The 17,625-nt window shown below is 56.0% G+C and carries 14 protein-coding genes; 9 read left to right on the forward strand and 5 right to left on the reverse strand.

The window, feature by feature from the left end; translation table 11 throughout:
- Positions 1-85 precede the first annotated feature (85 nt).
- From pyrE to A3850_RS02385, 3 genes are all read left to right on the forward strand, one after another.
- Positions 86-727 (forward strand): orotate phosphoribosyltransferase, encoded by a 642-nt coding sequence (gene pyrE / locus A3850_RS02375; protein ID WP_068213840.1) that lies wholly within the window; start codon positions 86-88, stop codon positions 725-727.
- Between the two features lie 135 nt (positions 728-862).
- Entirely contained in the window at positions 863-1,951 is a 1,089-nt protein-coding gene (locus A3850_RS02380) for a M42 family metallopeptidase (RefSeq protein ID WP_068213842.1), read from the forward strand.
- 59 nt (positions 1,952-2,010) lie between these two features.
- A complete protein-coding gene (locus A3850_RS02385; protein ID WP_068213844.1) occupies positions 2,011-2,997 on the forward strand; it encodes a carboxylesterase in 987 nt (328 codons plus the stop codon).
- Between the two features lie 358 nt (positions 2,998-3,355).
- On the opposite strand, the gene nadA is transcribed toward A3850_RS02385, so the two are convergent.
- From nadA to A3850_RS02405, 4 genes are all read right to left on the reverse strand, one after another.
- Positions 3,356-4,363: a quinolinate synthase NadA gene (gene nadA / locus A3850_RS02390; protein WP_068213846.1), complete on the reverse strand. Its 1,008-nt coding sequence runs from the start codon at positions 4,361-4,363 to the stop codon at positions 3,356-3,358.
- Positions 4,364-4,432: 69 nt separating this feature from the next.
- A complete protein-coding gene (locus tag A3850_RS02395) occupies positions 4,433-5,557 on the reverse strand; it encodes a hypothetical protein (RefSeq protein WP_068213847.1) in 1,125 nt (374 codons plus the stop codon).
- Positions 5,558-5,608: 51 nt separating this feature from the next.
- Positions 5,609-6,778, reverse strand: a complete 1,170-nt coding sequence (locus A3850_RS02400) for an acyl-CoA dehydrogenase (protein WP_068213849.1) — start codon at positions 6,776-6,778, stop codon at positions 5,609-5,611.
- 120 nt (positions 6,779-6,898) lie between these two features.
- On the reverse strand, positions 6,899-7,957 hold the full coding sequence (locus A3850_RS02405; protein WP_068213851.1) for an alkane 1-monooxygenase: 1,059 nt from the start codon (positions 7,955-7,957) through the stop codon (positions 6,899-6,901).
- A gap of 105 nt (positions 7,958-8,062) precedes the next feature.
- Here A3850_RS02405 and era point away from each other — a divergent pair, with 105 nt between their 5' ends.
- From era to A3850_RS02435, 6 genes are all read left to right on the forward strand, one after another.
- Entirely contained in the window at positions 8,063-8,959 is an 897-nt protein-coding gene (era, locus tag A3850_RS02410) for a GTPase Era (RefSeq protein ID WP_068213853.1), read from the forward strand.
- Positions 8,960-9,054: 95 nt separating this feature from the next.
- Positions 9,055-9,780 (forward strand): hypothetical protein, encoded by a 726-nt coding sequence (locus A3850_RS02415; RefSeq protein WP_068213854.1) that lies wholly within the window; start codon positions 9,055-9,057, stop codon positions 9,778-9,780.
- 268 nt (positions 9,781-10,048) lie between these two features.
- Positions 10,049-11,299 (forward strand): competence/damage-inducible protein A, encoded by a 1,251-nt coding sequence (locus A3850_RS02420; protein WP_068213856.1) that lies wholly within the window; start codon positions 10,049-10,051, stop codon positions 11,297-11,299.
- Positions 11,300-11,456: 157 nt separating this feature from the next.
- The gene (locus tag A3850_RS02425) at positions 11,457-12,848 is read left to right on the forward strand and encodes a dihydrolipoamide acetyltransferase family protein (protein ID WP_068213859.1); all 1,392 of its coding nucleotides are present in this window, start codon (positions 11,457-11,459) and stop codon (positions 12,846-12,848) included.
- A 52-nt stretch (positions 12,849-12,900) separates the two neighbouring features.
- Positions 12,901-14,175 (forward strand): tetratricopeptide repeat protein, encoded by a 1,275-nt coding sequence (locus tag A3850_RS02430; protein ID WP_068213861.1) that lies wholly within the window; start codon positions 12,901-12,903, stop codon positions 14,173-14,175.
- On the forward strand, positions 14,172-14,687 hold the full coding sequence (locus A3850_RS02435; protein ID WP_068213862.1) for a DUF6155 family protein: 516 nt from the start codon (positions 14,172-14,174) through the stop codon (positions 14,685-14,687). Before A3850_RS02430 ends, A3850_RS02435 begins: the two co-directional genes overlap by 4 nt.
- Before the next feature lie 76 nt (positions 14,688-14,763).
- Here the strand turns inward: A3850_RS02435 and A3850_RS02440 are convergent, their stop codons facing one another.
- On the reverse strand, positions 14,764-17,580 hold the full coding sequence (locus tag A3850_RS02440) for a pitrilysin family protein (RefSeq protein WP_068213864.1): 2,817 nt from the start codon (positions 17,578-17,580) through the stop codon (positions 14,764-14,766).
- Between the last annotated feature and the right edge of the window lie 45 nt (positions 17,581-17,625).

Genomic DNA, 17,625 nt, shown 5'->3' on the forward strand with positions numbered 1-17,625 from the left:
GAAACTCGGGGCTGGTGGAGCATATATTGCCGGCGCGCATATTACAGCATCTCCCCACTTAGTTGATCAAACTATCTCGAAAAGAATGGAAACCGCGACTAAAATTGCCCACCGCTTACTGGAGGCCAAAGCCGTTAAGCTACAACCGGACAACCCCTTTACCTGGGCCAGTGGTTTGCGGTCCCCAATCTATTGTGACAACCGGGTACTGCTATCCTTTCCGGAAATCCGCGGCGAAGTGATCGAAGGCTTTGTCCAACTAGCGAAACAGTTTAACCAGGTAGAAGGGATTGCGGGAGTAGCAACGGCAGGCATTCCCCACGGTGCATTACTTGCGGATCGACTGGGCTTACCCTTCATTTACATCCGTTCAAAAGCTAAAGAACACGGCCGCCAGAATCAAATCGAAGGCCGGATTGAAGCGGGTGCCCGCTACCTCGTCGTAGAAGATCTCGTTTCTACCGGTGGGTCCTCCCTAAAAGCTATTGAGGCACTGCGGGAAGCAGGTGGCCAAATCGCAGGCGCCGTTGCCATCTTCACCTACGAGTTTCAGAAGGCAAGCGATGCTTTTGAATCTGCAAATGTGCCCTTAGCCACTATTAGCGGCTACGGAGCCTTAGTAGAAGCAGCAGCCTCCAGTGGCGTTATCGCCCCGGAAGCCATTGAGACCCTATCTACTTGGAGGCAAGATCCAAAAGCCTGGAGTGAGGCCTTCGTTGCCCAGTAATTGTCCAGTACCTTGCCTCACCCTTTACTCGCCCATTGCCCGGCACCTGCGGCAGCGCCCAGCAACTGATCTTTTGATGAGTACTCGCTCGGCGTTGCGAAACAATCTACTTACACAACCTTATATATTGACTTCATGGCCGTACTGAACCAACAATCCGAAGACTTCCTCCATCGCTACCTGAATAATGCTTCTCCCACTGGCTTCGAAGCGCCCGGGCAGAAACTATGGCTGGAATACATTCGGCCCTACGTAGATGAGGTTGGGCTCGACAATTACGGCACGGCATACGGCATCATCAACCCTGGTAAGGACTACCGGGTCGTTATTGAAGGGCACGCGGACGAGATCAGTTGGTTCGTCCACTACATCAGCGAGAACGGATTCATCAGCGTGATCCGTAATGGAGGAAGTGACCACATGATTGCGCCTTCAAAACGCGTGAACATTCACGGTGACAACGGAATCGTCCGCGGTGTATTTGGCTGGCCAGCTATCCATACCCGCCGCGGTGACGACGCCAAGCTGCAAACCAAACTGGACAATATTTTCATCGACGTAGGAGCTAAAAACAAGGCCGAAGTCCTAGAAATGGGTATCCACGTCGGCAGCGTGATCACTTATCCCGATGAGCTGGAAGTACTCAACGATCGCTACTACTGCGGTCGCGCGCTGGATAACCGGATGGGCGGGTTTTGCATTGCCGAAGTGGCCCGCATAATTCGCGAAAACAAAATTGACCTCCCCTACTCGCTCTACATCGTCAACAGCGTGCAGGAAGAGATCGGTTTGCGGGGCGCGCAGATGATCGCCGAGAAGATCAAACCTCACGTGGCCATCATCACGGACGTAACCCACGACACCGGCACGCCACTACTCAACAAGAAGAAATTAGGCGACGTCAAGGCCGGCGGCGGCCCGAGCGTGACCTACGCACCCGCCGTACACAACAAGTTGCTCAAGCTCATCATCGATACGGCGGCAGAGAAGGAAATTGATATCCAGCGCGAAGCGAGTAGCCGGGCTACGGGCACCGATACGGATGCTTTCGCCTACTCCAACGAAGGCGTACCCTCGGCTCTTATATCACTTCCGCTTCGCTACATGCACACGACGGTAGAAATGGCTGCCAAGGAAGACGTCGAGGGCGTTATTAACCTCATCTACGAAACTCTTCTGAAGATTGAAGATGGTATGAGCTTCAAGTACTTTGATGTGAAGTAAGGAGTCTTACAACCGGTCTTTGCAGGAACATCTAGCTCCCAAACCGGGTACTACCAGCCATGAAGAAGCGATACTGGCTGTTTTTGATCCTGCTGTTGATCGTGGGCGGCGCTTATTTGCTGGGGCCCCGCGTTCCGGAACCTATTTACGATACGGCGCTGCCGCAGGTGCCCGGAAATGTGCAAGCAATTGCGGACCAGATTGTTGCTCGTGAGGCTGATCTTCCGGTCAGGGAGGGAAACGCCGCGCACGTACGGTTCTACAACAAGATGCCGGAGCGGACCAAGTATGCTGTCGTGTACCTCCACGGTTTCGGCGCGAGTTACCGGGATGCCTACCCGGTCAATTACCAATTGGCGGACAGCCTGAAGGCCAATCTGTTTGCGGCCAGATGGGGAGACCACGGGCTGAAGCCGCCCCACTCCCTTGTGGGCTTCACCGCAGAGTCCGCCTGGGCGGAGGCTAAGGAGGCACTCGCCATTGGAAAAGCGCTGGGTGATAAGGTGATCATTCTCAGTACATCTACCGGTGGAACACTGGCGATGAAACTGGCCGCGGAGTTTCCGGATGACGTTTATGCCTTAGTCAATTTCTCCCCCAACGTAAAGGACGACATGCCCGGCGCCTGGTTACTCGGCACCCCGTGGGGAGAGGAGATTGCGACCCTAATTGGTGGGTTCGATGGCCAGCGCAAGGTGGATTATGAGGAGCCGCGAGCGGACCAATTTTTTGACACTTCCTTCGTCGCCAGCGCACTGGTAGATCTGCAAGTACTGGTAAAATCGACCATGACGGCTGAGGCCACCTTTAATAAAATTAAATGCCCGATCCTAACGCTTTATTACTATAAAGACAGCTTCAACGAGGATGAACGGGTAGAGGTAGATGTATATCCAAAAATACACATCGCAATGGCAACGGATACCATGTTTAATGAATTAAAATCATTACCGAAGCCCGGGACGCACTTCTTGGGTTCGGGTATTATGTCGGAGGATTTGGCGGGGCCGCTGGGGGAGGCTTTAAGGTTTATCAGGAGTATTTAATTGGATTATGTCATTCAATTAAATTGATATCGGTACGTATGGGAATAGCGGGGGTATCGCGGTGGTGAAACATAACGAAAATGGGGGGATTCCAAGGGCCAGCGAAACATACCGAACACGCAGGGTTGCATGGCCGGCGGGAATAAACGAAAATGTAGGATCCGTGGCCGTCGGCAATAAACGGATACGTAGGGTTCCATGGCCGGCGGAAATGAACGAAAACGTAGGTATCCATGGCCGGCGGGAATGAACGAAAACGTAGGATTCCATGGCCGGCGGGAATGAACGAAAACGTAGGATTCCATGGCCTCGCGGCCTATTCCATCCTACGCTAAGTTGAGCCATCCCTTCGGGATTATTAGAGGCCGGCTTTTGCAGATATTTCCAGCATGCGGTCGATGCTGGCAACGCCTTTTTCAATTACCCAGTCTTCGAGGTGAATTTCGGGCAATTCGTACTTCATGCAGGTATATAATTTCTCCATGGTATTGCGCTTCATGTGGGGACAATCGTTACACGCGCAGGCATTATTGGGGGGAGCGGGAATAAAGGTTTTATTCGGGCTTTCCTTAATCATTTGGTGGAGGATACCGGACTCCGTAGCCACGATAAATTCCTGGTATTCACTCTCGCGGGTGAAGCGAAGGAGGCTGGAGGTAGAACCGACGTGATCGGCCACGTCCAGAATGTGGGATTCACACTCGGGGTGGGCGATGAAGGCCGCGTTCGGGTGCTTAATTTTCAGTTTGGTGATCTTCTCCGCACTAAAGATTTCGTGGACCATACAGGAACCATTCCACAGTACCATGTCGCGGCCGGTTTCCTTGACGAGCCAGCGGCCAAGATTGACGTCGGGCGCAAAGATCAAGGGTTGATCCTTCGGGAAGGAATCGATGATGTGTTTGGCGTTGGTACTGGTGCAGCAGACGTCCGTAAGCGTTTTCAGCTCGGCCGTACAGTTGATGTAGCTGACGACTTTGTGGTCAGGATACTTTTCCTTGAACTTACGGAAGACCGGCGCCGGGCAGGAATCCGCCAGGGAGCAACCCGCCTTCAAATCGGGGAGGAGTACTTTCTTCTGGGGGCTCAGCATTTTGGCCGTCTCCGCCATGAAGTGGACGCCGGCAAAAACGATGATATCCGCATCCGTAGAGGCTGCCTGTTGGCTTAATCCGAGGCTGTCACCTACGTAATCGGCGATGTCTTGGATCTCCGATTCCTGGTAGTAGTGGGCCAGGATCACGGCGTTCTTCTCCTTTTTCAACTGGTTGATGGCCTCGACGAGGTCGAGCGTGGGGTCGACGTCAACGTCGAGGTAGCCCAATTTGGCCAATTCTTCGTTTGCAAGGTGGATATCGACGGACATATACAGGTCTTTTGTGGTTGGCTAAGATAACGCGGAGGTGGGAATATGGTTCTTAGCTTACTTGTTAAACTAAGTTAAGTAAACGGGGCTGTAGGCGGGTATCCACAGCAGCAAAAAGATCACGGCGGCAACGGAAACGTACCACTTTGAGAAATAGAAGTCCGCAAACCCTACCACCAGCGCTACGCAAATGGGTAAGAAAGTCATGATGCCATAAGCTTCCGCCGCGTAGCCAACCAGGGCCTCCTCGCGGTATCCATTCAGGCTGAAACTGTAGACTCCGAGACCAATGAAGACGGCCAGCAGAAAAAAGGCGATCCTGGTCAAGCCTGCTTTTTGGATTAAACCCAGTGCAACTCCTCCAAGCACCAACACGTAGATCGCCAAGGGAAAAGCGAGGATCATTTTGATCATACGATTGGCTCCGGTATAATTTCCAGTATACGTCACCCACGGCGTCTGGGGGTCGAAAAGTGGGGGAAGGAGACCGGTCCAATTCAAGCCTATCGGATTTAAAGTGCCTACGCTAATGGCGCTTGCAATCAGCAGACTCACCCCAATGATCGCCCACGGCTTCCATCGAAGTACAGGACCGATATTAAGGGTAGAGCGGACCAATTTCGGTCGGTTTGCGCGGCCAATTGCCTCTCCGAGGAACCAACAAATCAGAATTGGAATGGTCAACAGTAATAAAGGGGGGCAAACCAATCCACTCAGCACCTGCGACAGCGCCAAGATCCAGGGATTTTTAGGCTTTACCAGTGCGTAGCAGAACAGGGCGAACAAAGGCCCGACCCACGAAAATGGCAACAAAGCGAAGGGGCCCGCCCAGGTATAATGCGTCAGTAAAATACCTCCAGCTACGGAAACTTCGGGGCGCAACGAGCGCGAAAAAAAGAGCGTAGCGAACACCAAAGTGACGGCACTTTGCAGAAATGCAATCGCACTGAACACTACATCGGAGGAGGCTTGAATTGGAACCGAACCCAAAAGCGCACGCACACCAATCGGTTGATTATCAATCATTTGCAGGCTCCGAGGAGCAGACAATTCTTTTACTAAATACGCCGACTGCAACGATTCACCAAAAAAGAACTCAAACTGCACCACCCCACAGTACAACAACAGCGCCCCGGCCACCATCACCCACTGGACGATCGTTAACCCCGCGTATGTCTCCTGCTCTTGTAACACGGAACGCAAGGTAGCAAGATTTTAACAAGACCCGCGGCCGGTTTTTGCTCGCTATTGCTCCTCGACCGGCACGTAGAGCTGCCCTTTCAGCAGGCCACGGGAAATGACAATTTGCTGTACCTCGCTCGTGCCTTCGTAGATCTGGGTGATCTTCGCGTCGCGCATGAGGCGCTCGACGTGGTACTCCTTCACGAAGCCGTAACCGCCGTGGATCTGGACGGCTTCCACGCTGTGTTTCATGGCCACGGAGCTGGCAAAGAGTTTGGCCATCGCGCCCGCCTGATTGTAATCCATCCCCGCATCCTTGAGGGAGCCGGCGCGGTAGACGAGCATTTTGGCCGCCTCAATGTCGGTGGCCATCTGGGCCAGCTTGAAGGCGATGGCCTGGTGGTTGGCGATGGGTTTGCCGAAGGCTTCCCGCTCCTTGGCGTAATCAACGGACAGCTCGTAGGCACCTCCCGCAATGCCGAGAGCCTGGGCGGCGATACCGATCCGGCCACCCGCCAGCGTTTTCATGGCGAATTTGAAGCCGGACCCCTCTTCGCCGAGGCGGTTTTCCTTGGGCACCTTCACGTCGCTGTACATAATCGTGTGGGTATCCGAGCTGCGGATGCCCAGCTTGTCCTCTTTGGCACCGATCTCCACGCCCGGGGAATCGGCTTCTACGATGAGACAGTTAATACCGCGGTGGCCAGCCTCCGGGTTACTCTGAGCGATGACCAGGTGGAGGCTACTTGTTCCGCCGTTGGTGATCCAGTTTTTGGTACCGTTCAGGAGGTAATGGTCGCCCATATCTACGGCGGTGGTGCGCTGGTGGGTAGCGTCGGAGCCGGCCTCCGGTTCGCTGAGGCAGAAGGAGCCGATCCACTCGCCGCTGGCCAGTTTTGGCAGGTACTTTTGCTTCTGTTCTTCGGTGCCGTAGGTCTCAATCCCGTAGCACACGAGGCTGTTGTTGACCGACATGATGACGGAGCAGCTATTGTCCACTTTCGAAATTTCCTCGAGCGCCAGGATGTAGCTTAGGTAATCCATGCCGCTCCCTCCGTATTCCGGGCTCACGGTCATACCCATGAAGCCGAGTTCGCCCATTTGCCGCACTTCGTCGGTGGGGTAGATCATCTTCGAATCGCGCTCGATCACGCCCGGTTTCAGGACGTTCTGGGCAAATTCGCGGGCGGCATCGCGCACGGCGATCTGTTCTTCGTTCAGGGTAAATTGCATGGCTAGGGGACTTTTTGCGAAGTTAGCGAAAATTCGCTAAGGTGTAATTCAGACGCACAGTTCAAGGGGCGCTGCCGCAGGTGCAGGGGAAGTAGGTGCCGCGGGCGCAAACCTTTTCAGTTATGCCGCCGCCTCAATCTTCTGGCGGAACGCCTCTACCCGGGGATTCATCAACGCAAACCAGGCGGGCGGGAAGAGGGAAAGGATCATACAGGCCGGGTACCCCGCAGGTAATTGGGGGCTCTCTTCAAAGACCCGTAGGATCTGGTACTTCCGGCTGGCCCGGTAGTGGTGGTCGCTGTGGCGGGTGAGTTCGTAGAGGAAGATCCGCCCCAGTTCGTGGTTGGAGTTCCAGCTGTGGATGGGGAGCACCTGTTCGTAACGTCCATTCTCTTTCTGCCGGCGTAAGAGGCCGTAGTGCTCAATGTAGTTGACGGTCTCCAGCATCAGGAAGCCAAACACGGCGGCGGCAATGGCCACCCAGAGCCCGGTCGCCCCAAAGAAAATACTGACGACCGCCAGGTAACCGAGCTGAATCAGCTGAAAGACCAACATCTGGTTGTGGTAGCTGACGACGGGCTTGCCCTCCTTCTCCAACCGTTCCGCTTCTAACTCCCAGGCGTGCCACCAGCTGAGGGCGACACTGCGGATCCAAAAGGTGTAAATGGATTGGTTCTTGCGGCTCGTGGCCGGATCGAGCGGCGTAGCCACGTGGCGGTGGTGGCCGCGATTGTGCTCGATGAAGAAGTGCATGTAGAGGCCAAACAGCAGCAGGGTTTGGGCGATCCGCTGCTCAAATTTGTCGGAGCGGTGGCCCAGTTCGTGGCCCACGTTGATGCCCATCGTACCAATCATGAGGCCAACGTTGCAGATCATCCCCACCAACTCGTAGGTTTCCAGGCTGCGGCCGTCGACTGTCACCAGGAGGTAGATGACGGCACCCGCCAGGAGGGGAAGGTTCAGATACAGCAGGTAATCAAAAATGCGCATCCGGGACCGTTCGTGCTCCGCTTCGGGCGGGTGGGTATCCGTCCGAGTGGGGAGGACGAATTCCAGCAGCGGCAGCAGCAAAAACGCCACGTAGATGCTGCCGAAGGACCAGATTCCCCCAAAGTAAATACCGAGGTAACCGGCTAGTGGGAGCAAATAAGCAATGAGGTACTTTAGATCGCGGTACATGAATAATGTTTGATCGACGGATAGTAATGCTGGTACAAATTTAGGCTTATTCCGGGAGAGCAATAACGTCCGCCCACCAAGCTACCGCCCCTTACCTTTGCCCCCATGCACAGAAGCGGATTCGTAAATATCATTGGGCGGCCCAACGCGGGTAAGTCCACCCTCATGAACGGCCTCGTCGGGGAGCGCATGAGCATCATCACGGCGAAGCCCCAAACGACGCGCCACCGCATCTTCGGCATCGTCTCCGGAGAGGACTTTCAGATCGTCTTTTCCGATACGCCCGGGGCCATCGAGGACCCGAACTACAAGATGCAGGAGATGATGAATCGGTACGTCAACTCCAGTTTTGAGGACGCCGACCTGATGCTTTACCTCGTCGATCCTCTCGAAGAATACGCTGAGGACGATATGCTCGTCAGCAAACTCCGCCGGGCGGACTTCCCCCTCTACCTCGTATTCAATAAGGTCGATTTGGTGGACAACAAAACCCTGAACCGACAGCGGAAGCTCTTCAAGCAGTGGATCAAACCCACCAAGATCTTCGAGATCTCCGCTCTCAACGGTGAAGGGGTGCAGGACTTGCTCGACGCCATCGTCGAAACCCTCCCCGAAGGCCCGAAGTACTTCCCCGACGACCAACTGACGGACCGGAGCGAACGCTTCTTCGTTTCCGAGATCATCCGGGAACAAATCCTAACTCAGTACCACCAGGAGATCCCTTATTCCGTCGAGATCGACATCGAATCCTTCGAAGAAACCGAGACCAAGGACGGAAAGGAACTGGCCCGGATCTCCGCCCTCATCTACGTCTCGCGCAAGACCCAGAAACCCATCCTGATCGGAAAGGGCGGCAAGGCCATCAAACAACTGGGTATGAACGCCCGTAAACGGATGGAAGACTTTCTGCAGCGGCGCGTCTACCTTGAGCTTCACGTCAAGATCAAAGAGGACTGGCGGGACGACGAGGGCATGCTCAAGCGCTTTGGCTACGAACGTTAGGTGGCCAACAACCCTTCTTTCAATTAGTGACCTGATTGATAAGCAAGTCCGTTTTCTCCACATTACCGTGGAACGCTACCCCGACGCCATCCCCCATGAAACAGCTACTCTATCTCCTCCCCTTCCTCATCCTGGCCACCGCCTGTGACGGTCGCCGTGACATTCGGGATTATTACTTCCCCGCCCGCGAACTCGTAAATACCGACGGCAAGGTTTACGTCTACGAAAACACCGGTACGATGGCCGGGCCAGACAGTATTTGCTGGTACTACCTCGGCGTGGATTTGGACACCGCCCTCTACCTCTCCGTGACCCGCTACGGTCCGGATCTTTCCCCCCAGCAACTGGCCCGGGAGGAAGTAACTAATGACGGTATCCGCCTCCGCAAACTGGACGTCTTCGGTCAGGATACGGCCGGGGTGGCCATCCCCACTAAAATGGATATCCTTTTCGACCGTTCCTTCCCCTTTTACCTGGAGGAGGAGCCGGACGTATACGGTTACCGGATGCGTGGGCAGCTGGACCCAGCCTCGGAGGCCATCACCTACATTTCTCTGGAACGGCGTTTTCGTGGGGATACCACCGTAGAAGTCTTCGGGGGAACCCACGATGCGCTCGTATTCGATCTCCTCGGCGAGGTCAGTCTGCGCGACCCGGAGGAGGGTGACATCAGCCCGCAGTTCTCCGGCTACGAGATTTACGCTCAGGGAATTGGCCTCACGGAATACTTCCGCGACCTGGGCCCGGCGGGCACCCTGGGAGGAAAGCTCCGCCGCACCAGCCTAATGAGAGATTTCGCGGAGGCCAGGCTCCCCCGCTAAAGATTAATTCTTTACGAGCGCCTGCCGTGATGGTGGCGGGTAGAAAGTGTCCCGGTAATCAAAAGACCGAACTACTTCTGTTAGAGCGATAGAGTTACCCATAACTGACCCTTCACCAAATGGAGGGGACGGCGGACACGCAAGTTGAGCCAGCGAAGAACCGTTACCTTTGCACCCCTTTACAATTGAGCGGCCCTGACCCCATACTTTTTTAGCTGCTTTTCATCTTTACTTGTTGCCAACCCACAGGCTAAATCCAGCACACAAATTGAAAGCATACATTCTAACCATTGGGGACGAAATCCTCATCGGCCAGGTTACCGATACGAACGCTACCTACATGGCCACCGCCCTGAGTGAGGAGGGTTACGAAGTTGTCGAGCACCTCTCCGTGTCGGACACTCGCGCCGGGATCATGCGCGGTATCGACCACGCGATGCAATCCGCCGATATCGTCCTCATCACCGGCGGCCTCGGGCCCACGAAGGACGACATTACGAAAAAGGTCCTGGCGGACTATTTCGATACCGAACTCATCTTTCACCAGACGACATTTGACCGCCTGCTCCGCCTTTACCACCGTTTCGGCAAGGAACCCACCGAGGCCCACCGGATGCAGTGTGCCCTCCCCCGCGATGCGGAGATCCTGACCAACGAAAGGGGCACCGCCCCCGGCATCTGGATGGAGAAAGATGGCCGCGTCCTCGTTTCCATGCCGGGCGTCCCCTACGAGATGCGTTACCTCATAAACAATGAGGTCATGCCCCGCTTACGGGAGGAATACCCGGTTGATGATAAGGTCCGCTCCCTCACCATCCTCACGGCGGGAGCCGGCGAAAGCACGATTGCGGAACTTATCGAGCCCGTTGAGGATAGTTTACCGGAGCACATGTCCCTGGCCTACCTGCCCAATCTTGGTACCGTGCGCCTCCGCATCACCACGCGTGGGGATGACGAAGAGCGCATGCAGGCCGAGTTGGAAGACAACAAACAGCAGATTGAAGAGCTCATCGGGCAGTACGTTTATGGCTACGGCCGGGAGAATCTTGCCGGCGCCATTGGGAGACGATTGATCGAAAAAGGGGCTACGGTCGCTACCGCTGAATCCTGTACGGGAGGGACCATCGCCAGTCTGTTCACTGGCAATGCGGGCAGTAGCGCCTACTTCCTCGGCGGGGCGGTCACCTACTCAAATGCCCTCAAGAAGGCCATGCTCGGCGTTCGTTTGGGCACAATCAAAAAGCATGGTGCCGTCAGTGAAGCAACCGTAAGGGAGATGGCCGAAGGGGGACGGAAAAAGCTCGGTGCGGACTACGTCATCGCCGCCTCCGGCATCGCCGGCCCCGGTGGTGGGACGGATGATAAACCCGTCGGTACCATTTGGCTGGCCGTCGCCGGGCCGGAAGGCACGTACACTAAGCTTCTCCGCGCTGGCAAGGACCGGAAGCGAAACATAACCTTCACGGCACATCAGGGTTTGGATTTGTTGCGGCGGGTATTGGACGGGTTGGTGAAATAGTGCTTTGGTATTTTGGTGCTTTGGGCTGCCGCATGAGACAGCGGCAGCTCAAAGCACCAAAATACCAACGAACCAACCCCCTTTCCTGTCGTATTTTCGCCCAAGCCCTTTGCCCTAACCAGGCGCTTTTTAGTTTAACCGTTATATCCACCACAACATGGCACAAGTAGAGCTCATCATGCCCAAAATGGGTGAATCCATCATCGAGGCCACCATCCTCAATTGGGTGAAAGAGGTAGGCGACGAGGTGGAGGTCGATGAAACCATCCTCGAAATTGCCACAGACAAGGTGGACAGCGAGGTCCCCTCTCCAGTCGACGGGAAGATTGCCAAAATCCTCTTCAAAGTGGACGACGTAGTGGCCGTTGGTGACGTTATCGCCCTCATTGAAACGGACGCCGCAGCGACGGTCGCTTCCAGCCCGGCCACCGGGCAGACGGTTTCCGATACCGGTGACCACGCGCCCCCATCCGCGCCCTCCCCCACCTCCCCGGCACCCGCGGCAGCGCCCAGTGCTTCCTTATCTCAGCCCGCCCAAAAACAGGAGGCGCTGCCGCAGGTGCCCAGCAATGAGCAAGTAGGCAAGACCGGATCCGGGCGTTTTTACAGCCCCTTAGTCCGGACGATGGCCGCCAAGGAAAATATCGGCCAGGCGGAACTGGACAGCATCCCCGGAACGGGCGCCAAGGGACGGGTGAACAAGGCCGACATGATTGCCTACCTGAAACGCCGCGACAATTCCTTCGTCAACGGAACCGGCGCCCAACAATTCGCGGGCACCCTCGGGAAGACGGCTACCAAAGCGCCGGTAGCTACCCCCGCCACGAGCGTAAGTGGCGCGGACGAAGTGATCGCCATGGGCCGGATGCGCAAACTCATCGCCGACCACATGGTGATGAGCAAGGCGACCAGCCCCCACGTAACCAGTTTCATCGAGGTGGACGTGACGGACATCGTGAACTGGCGCAACCGCGTGAAAAACGGATTCCAGCAAAAACACGGGCAGAAGATCACCTTTACGCCGATTTTCATTGAGGCCGTAGCGAAAGCCATTAAGGACTTCCCCCTTATCAACGTAAGCGTGGATGGGGACAACATCATCAAGAAGGCCAACATCAACATCGGGATGGCCGCCGCGCTTCCGACGGGCAACCTCATCGTACCAGTCATCAAAAATGCCGACCAACTCAACCTGCTCGGCGTGGCGAAGGCCGTTAACGATCTGGCCGGCCGCGCACGGGAGAACAAGCTCAAACCCGACGAAATCCAGGGCGGCACCTTTACGCTGACGAACGTAGGCACCTTCGGCAACGTAATGGGCACCCCGATCATCAACCAGCCACAAGTCGCTATTCTTGCAGTAGGTGCCATCCGTAAGAAGCCCGCCGTAATCGAAACGGAATACGGCGATGTGATTGCCGTGCGCCAAATGATGTTCATGTCCCTCAGCTACGACCACCGCGTGGTGGATGGGTTCCTGGGTGGCAGCTTCCTCCGCCGCGTTGGGGACTACCTCGAAGCTTTCGACGTGAACCGTTCGGACGTTTAGGGCCATTCCTTGATTAGTAAACTGATAGCCTACGGCGTTTATCTTTGCTCCCATGGCCATCAGACTCCTATTGCTCGTACTCTTCCTTCCCGCCCTCGCTCTGGGCCAGGAAAAGGGAACGATGAGTCGCGCCAGAGCTGAGTACACTTCGGGTGACTACCCAGCTACGATCCGTACGCTCCGCAACAGTAAAAGGCTGACGCGAAATGACCCCGAAGCCCGGCTCCTACTCGCCGTAAGTCTTTTCCATACTAATGACCTCCCCGCCGCCAAGGCAGAACTGGACGAACTGGTCAGCAACCGAGGGGATGCCTTTCCGGTAGCCCGCTTTTATCTGGGCCGGGTCTACCACGCCCAGAATCTCTTCCCCGAAGCCGCGGAAGCCTACAAAGAATACGCTCGCACTCTCGATCAGGAAGGGGAAGCCTGGCTGGCCGTAACGGCCCTCCTGCGGAATGTCGCGAACGGGATTCGAATGGCGAGTGGCGGAGAATCCGTTTTAGTCGACAACCTGGGACCCAAGGTCAACACACCTAATGATGAGTTCGGGGCAATTCCCAGCCAGTCCGGTTCCGGCCGGGTATACTTTACCGCCTTGCAACCCGGGATTCGGGGGACGGCGGGCCATACGGATATCCTCGTTACGGAAGCTTTCGGTACGGCCTGGGCACCCCGCGAAGCCTTCAACCCGCTGCTCAACACCCTATCAAACGAAACGGTGGTGGACATCAGCCCTTCCGGCAATCGAATCTATTACTTCCGGGGAGCCAGTGAACGGGAAGGGGAATACCTAGTTGACACTTTCCGGGCTGATGCGCCGACGGAACTCATCACCATTGCACCCGAAGTAAACCTTTCTATTCGAACCCTTGACGTGACGCCCTTCTACGCTGCGGATGATGCCGTTTACTTCGCCAGCGACCGGCCAGACGGTTACGGTGGGCTCGATCTCTACCGCAAAGCGAGACTACCCGAGGGTGGCTACGGCCCCGCCGAAAACCTGGGCCCCACCGTAAATAGCCCGTACGATGAGATTAGCCCCTTCGTGGCCAACGATGGCCGGACGATCTACTTCAGTACTAACGACCCGGACTTTAGTATTGGGGGTTTTGACATCGTCCGCACCTTTCGCGTAAAGGGTGCGGAGGGGCAGTACACTTTACCGGTCAACGTCGGCCTCCCCATCAACTCGGCTGGCGACGATACGCACTTTCGATTGGCCCCGGATTCGTTTACTGCTTTCCTCACGAGTAACCGCAAGGACGGCTACGGAAAGCGCGATCTCTACGTCGCCTACTACCCCACCGCCAGACTGGAAATGCAATGAAGAAGGATTTCAACCGCCTCGTCAAAGAACTCGACGAGGATGAATTACGCGATGAGCTACGAATGCTCTACGACCGCTTTCCCATCCTGAAAGAGTACTACAAAATGGAGCTCGGCGCTTCTACCCAGCCCGTACTCGATAAGTACAAAAAGGATTTACGCCGGACCTTTTTTGCCGCGCGCCGCCGCGTCAGCCGCCGGGCCCGCAGCGAATCTAAAAAGGTCATAAAGGCCTTTGCGGCCATCTCCATTCACGATCGGGATTTGTTAGAACTCATCTTCTACCGCGCTGAGTTGATGGCCGAAGCGATCGCCCACTACGGCATCACTAACGAATCGTTTATCGTAGCCGCCGTCAAAGCCTATGAAGAAGGGCTACAGTTCGCCGAACGGGAAGTCTTTCTGGACACCCACCGGGAACAGATCGAAGCCCTGGCCCGGTACTTTGAAGAAAACGTGCACTACGGTTCCTACTCATTGTGGCCCAGTTTCCGTAAGTACTACGAAGACTGACGCGTCAACGAATTTGAGGCTCAACTATGCGGTATCAATTGCCTACCAGGAAGAGCACCATTGCTTCATCTTTCAATCAATTCAGCAACACCGGCTCTCCGTATCCCAGCTTCCGCATCCGTGGCAACTGCGTAGCGGCGTCGCCCACTACCAGCCAGATCATTTCCCGTGGTTTGAGGTACTGATTGGCCGTCCGTTTGATGTCGTCCACTTCGGTAGCGCGGACGATGTCCTCCCGCTCCTTCACGTAATCGGATGACCAACCGTATTCGCTCATGTTGTTGAGGAGGTTGAGTTTTGCGCCGGCCGTTTCGAAGGCGCGGGCGTTACTCTTAGTCAGGAAGCTGCGGGTGGTTTCCAGGTCAGCTTCGGTGAAAGTCTCGGGGTATTCTTCGAGGATGCGCTTGATTTCCTGCAGGGATTCCAGCGTCACGTTGCTCCGTACGCCCGTTGAGATGCGGAAGGTGCCTTCCTCCGCGTCGCCGCTGAAGCCGGAGCGAATGCCGTAGGTGTAACCCTTTCCTTCGCGTAGCTCCTGCGTCAAGCGGGAAGCGAATCCCCCGCCGCCGAGGATGTAGTTCATTACGGTGGCTGGGTAGTAATCGCGGTCCGTCACCGCTACGGATGGGTTCCCGATGGTGAGGACGGATTGCTTTGCTCCGGGGACGTCGTAGAAGTACACTTTAGCCTTGTCCACCTCCCGGGCGAGGGGCCAGTTCGGATCATCCAATTGTTTAGCGGCCCATTTCTCCTTCAGGTTGCTTAGAGAGTTGAGGACGGTTTCTTTATCCAGATCTCCCACTACGTGGAGTTTCGCTACGGATGGAGAGATGAATTCCCGGTAGTAAGCCTTCAGGTCGTCCATCTCAATGGCGGCGACGCTTTCGGCCGTTCCGACGATTGGCAGGGCGCGGATGTTTTCCTTTCCGTAGAGTAGTTCGTCAAAGGCCTTCCGGGCGATGGCGTTGGGGGAAGCCTGGCTTTGCTCAATGCGGCTTAGTGCGGCGCGCCGGGCGATCTCTAGTTCTTCCTCATCCCAGCGGGGTTGGAGGAGGATTTCGGAAACCAGGTCCATCGTCGCGTCGTAGTTCCGGGCCAGGGTATTCCCCGATACGCGAATGTCGTTACCCGAGCAATAGACATTGATGCGGGCGCCCAGTTGCTGGATGGCGCTCTCCAGTTCTTCGGTGGTTTTATTGGCGGTGCCCTTCGTCATCAGGGTAGCCAGGAGGTTGGCGGTGCCAGCCTTCTTCAGGGTTTCCCGAAGTTGACCGCCGGCGATGGCCATTTCAAAATTGACGAGGGGGACTTCACTATTTTCGATCCCGTATACCTTGAGACCATTCTCCAGGGTGGTTTCCCAGACTGTCGGCGGCACGGTGGTGATCTCAGCGCCGTACTCCGGTTCGGTAGCGCGGTCGAAGGAGGAAGGCGTCCGTTCGTATTCGGCGGCAATACTTGCATCAAACTCTTCCTCGGCGCCCTGCGTGATGGGTTCCTCAACGACGTCCGCTTTGGTGCTGCCGGTCAGGACCAGGTCCGTGGCTCCCTTCGGTACAAAACTGGTGGCCACGTGGGCTTTGCCGGCGATGTACTTCTGGTAGACGCGCATTACGTCCGCCGTCGTCACGCCCAGGATGTTCTCGATGTCTTTCTCTACGAAGCCGGGGTCACCCGCAAACATATTGTACTGAGCCAGATTAAATCCCTTCCCGAGTACGCTGGAAAGCCCGTTGTAGAAACTCGTTTCCTGCCCCGCCTTGATCCGCGCCAGGTCCGCTTCGGAGATGCCCTCTTCCGCAAAGCGGGCAAAACCGGCCTCGATGGCGGCCATCACCGTATCCAGTGGGGTACCGGAGAAGGCACGGACGGATACGTAGGTCGCACCGGCTAGTTCGGAGCCGTACTGGTACATGTCCACGTCTGCCGCCAGTTCACGCTCTTCTACGATCACCTGGTTCAGGGGAGCTTTCTTTCCGTAGGCCAGGTACTCGGTAAGTACGTCGAGGGCGTAAGCGTCGGGGTGGTAATTTTCTACGCTGGGGAAAGCTAAGGTCAGTTCGGGGAGGCGGGCGAAGTTATCCTCGTGGTAAAGTTTTTTCGTTGCGGTCAGCGTAGCGGGAGCCTTGGGCATGTTTTCTACGTCTTGGCCGCGGGGGATCTCGCCGAAGTATTTTTCTACCCATTCTTTAGCCTGGGCTGGCTTGAAGTTGCCGGAGATGGTCAGGGTAACGTTGTTCGGTACGTACCAGCGGCGAAAGAATTCCTGCACGTCGGCCACCGTGGCGGCGTCCAGGTCCTCCAGTGAGCCGATCACTTGCCAATTATAGGGGTGGCCTGCGGGGAACATGGCCTTATCGATCACGTACTGGGTGTGGCCGTAGGGGCGGTTGTCCACGCTCTGTCGCTTTTCGTTTTTGACGACTTGCTTTTCCTTGGCCAGTACCGGATCGGTCACGGTGTTGATGAAGTAGCCGAGCTTATCCGCTTCGGCCCAGATCATTTTTTCCAGCGCATCATTGGGTACGGTTTGGAAATAATTCGTCCGGTCCCGGTTCGTAGAGCCGTTTGCGCCGGAGCCGCCGATTCTGGCGCTCATGGCATCCAGGCCACCTTTCCCGAGGTTTTCTGATTCCAGGAAGAGCAAGTGCTCAAAGAGGTGGGCGAAACCGGTACGGCCTTCCTTCTCCCGCGCGCTCCCAACGTGTGCCGTCAGAGCTACGGCGACGACCGGGTCGGAGGTATCTACGTGCATCACCACGTCCAGTCCGTTTTCCAGCTCAAATTTTTCGAAGGGTACGGAGAAGTCGCTTTTCACCTCGCTGCCGCTATTTCCGGCATTACAGGCAAAGAGACCACAGAGCGCGGTCAAAAGAATCAGTCTGGCAATCATGGTAGGGTGAGTTAAGCGTCAATAGGTTTAGGGGCGCTGCCGCGG

This window comes from Lewinella sp. 4G2 (genome assembly GCF_001625015.1).
GTDB lineage: Bacteria > Bacteroidota > Bacteroidia > Chitinophagales > Saprospiraceae > Neolewinella.

Excerpts from the sequence above, each read along its gene's own strand:
- pyrE (WP_068213840.1), top strand. The coding sequence starts at position 86 with ATGGAAACCGCGACTAAAATTGCCCACCGCTTACTGGAGGCCAAAGCC.
- A3850_RS02400 (WP_068213849.1), bottom strand. The coding sequence starts at position 6,778 with ATGCAATTTACCCTGAACGAAGAACAGATCGCCGTGCGCGATGCCGCC.
- A3850_RS02425 (WP_068213859.1), top strand. The coding sequence starts at position 11,457 with ATGGCACAAGTAGAGCTCATCATGCCCAAAATGGGTGAATCCATCATC.
- A3850_RS02415 (WP_068213854.1), top strand. The coding sequence starts at position 9,055 with ATGAAACAGCTACTCTATCTCCTCCCCTTCCTCATCCTGGCCACCGCC.
- A3850_RS02405 (WP_068213851.1), bottom strand. The coding sequence starts at position 7,957 with ATGTACCGCGATCTAAAGTACCTCATTGCTTATTTGCTCCCACTAGCC.
- era (WP_068213853.1), top strand. The coding sequence starts at position 8,063 with ATGCACAGAAGCGGATTCGTAAATATCATTGGGCGGCCCAACGCGGGT.
- A3850_RS02435 (WP_068213862.1), top strand. The coding sequence starts at position 14,172 with ATGAAGAAGGATTTCAACCGCCTCGTCAAAGAACTCGACGAGGATGAA.
- A3850_RS02440 (WP_068213864.1), bottom strand. The coding sequence starts at position 17,580 with ATGATTGCCAGACTGATTCTTTTGACCGCGCTCTGTGGTCTCTTTGCC.
- A3850_RS02380 (WP_068213842.1), top strand. The coding sequence starts at position 863 with ATGGCCGTACTGAACCAACAATCCGAAGACTTCCTCCATCGCTACCTG.
- A3850_RS02385 (WP_068213844.1), top strand. The coding sequence starts at position 2,011 with ATGAAGAAGCGATACTGGCTGTTTTTGATCCTGCTGTTGATCGTGGGC.
- A3850_RS02430 (WP_068213861.1), top strand. The coding sequence starts at position 12,901 with ATGGCCATCAGACTCCTATTGCTCGTACTCTTCCTTCCCGCCCTCGCT.
- nadA (WP_068213846.1), bottom strand. The coding sequence starts at position 4,363 with ATGTCCGTCGATATCCACCTTGCAAACGAAGAATTGGCCAAATTGGGC.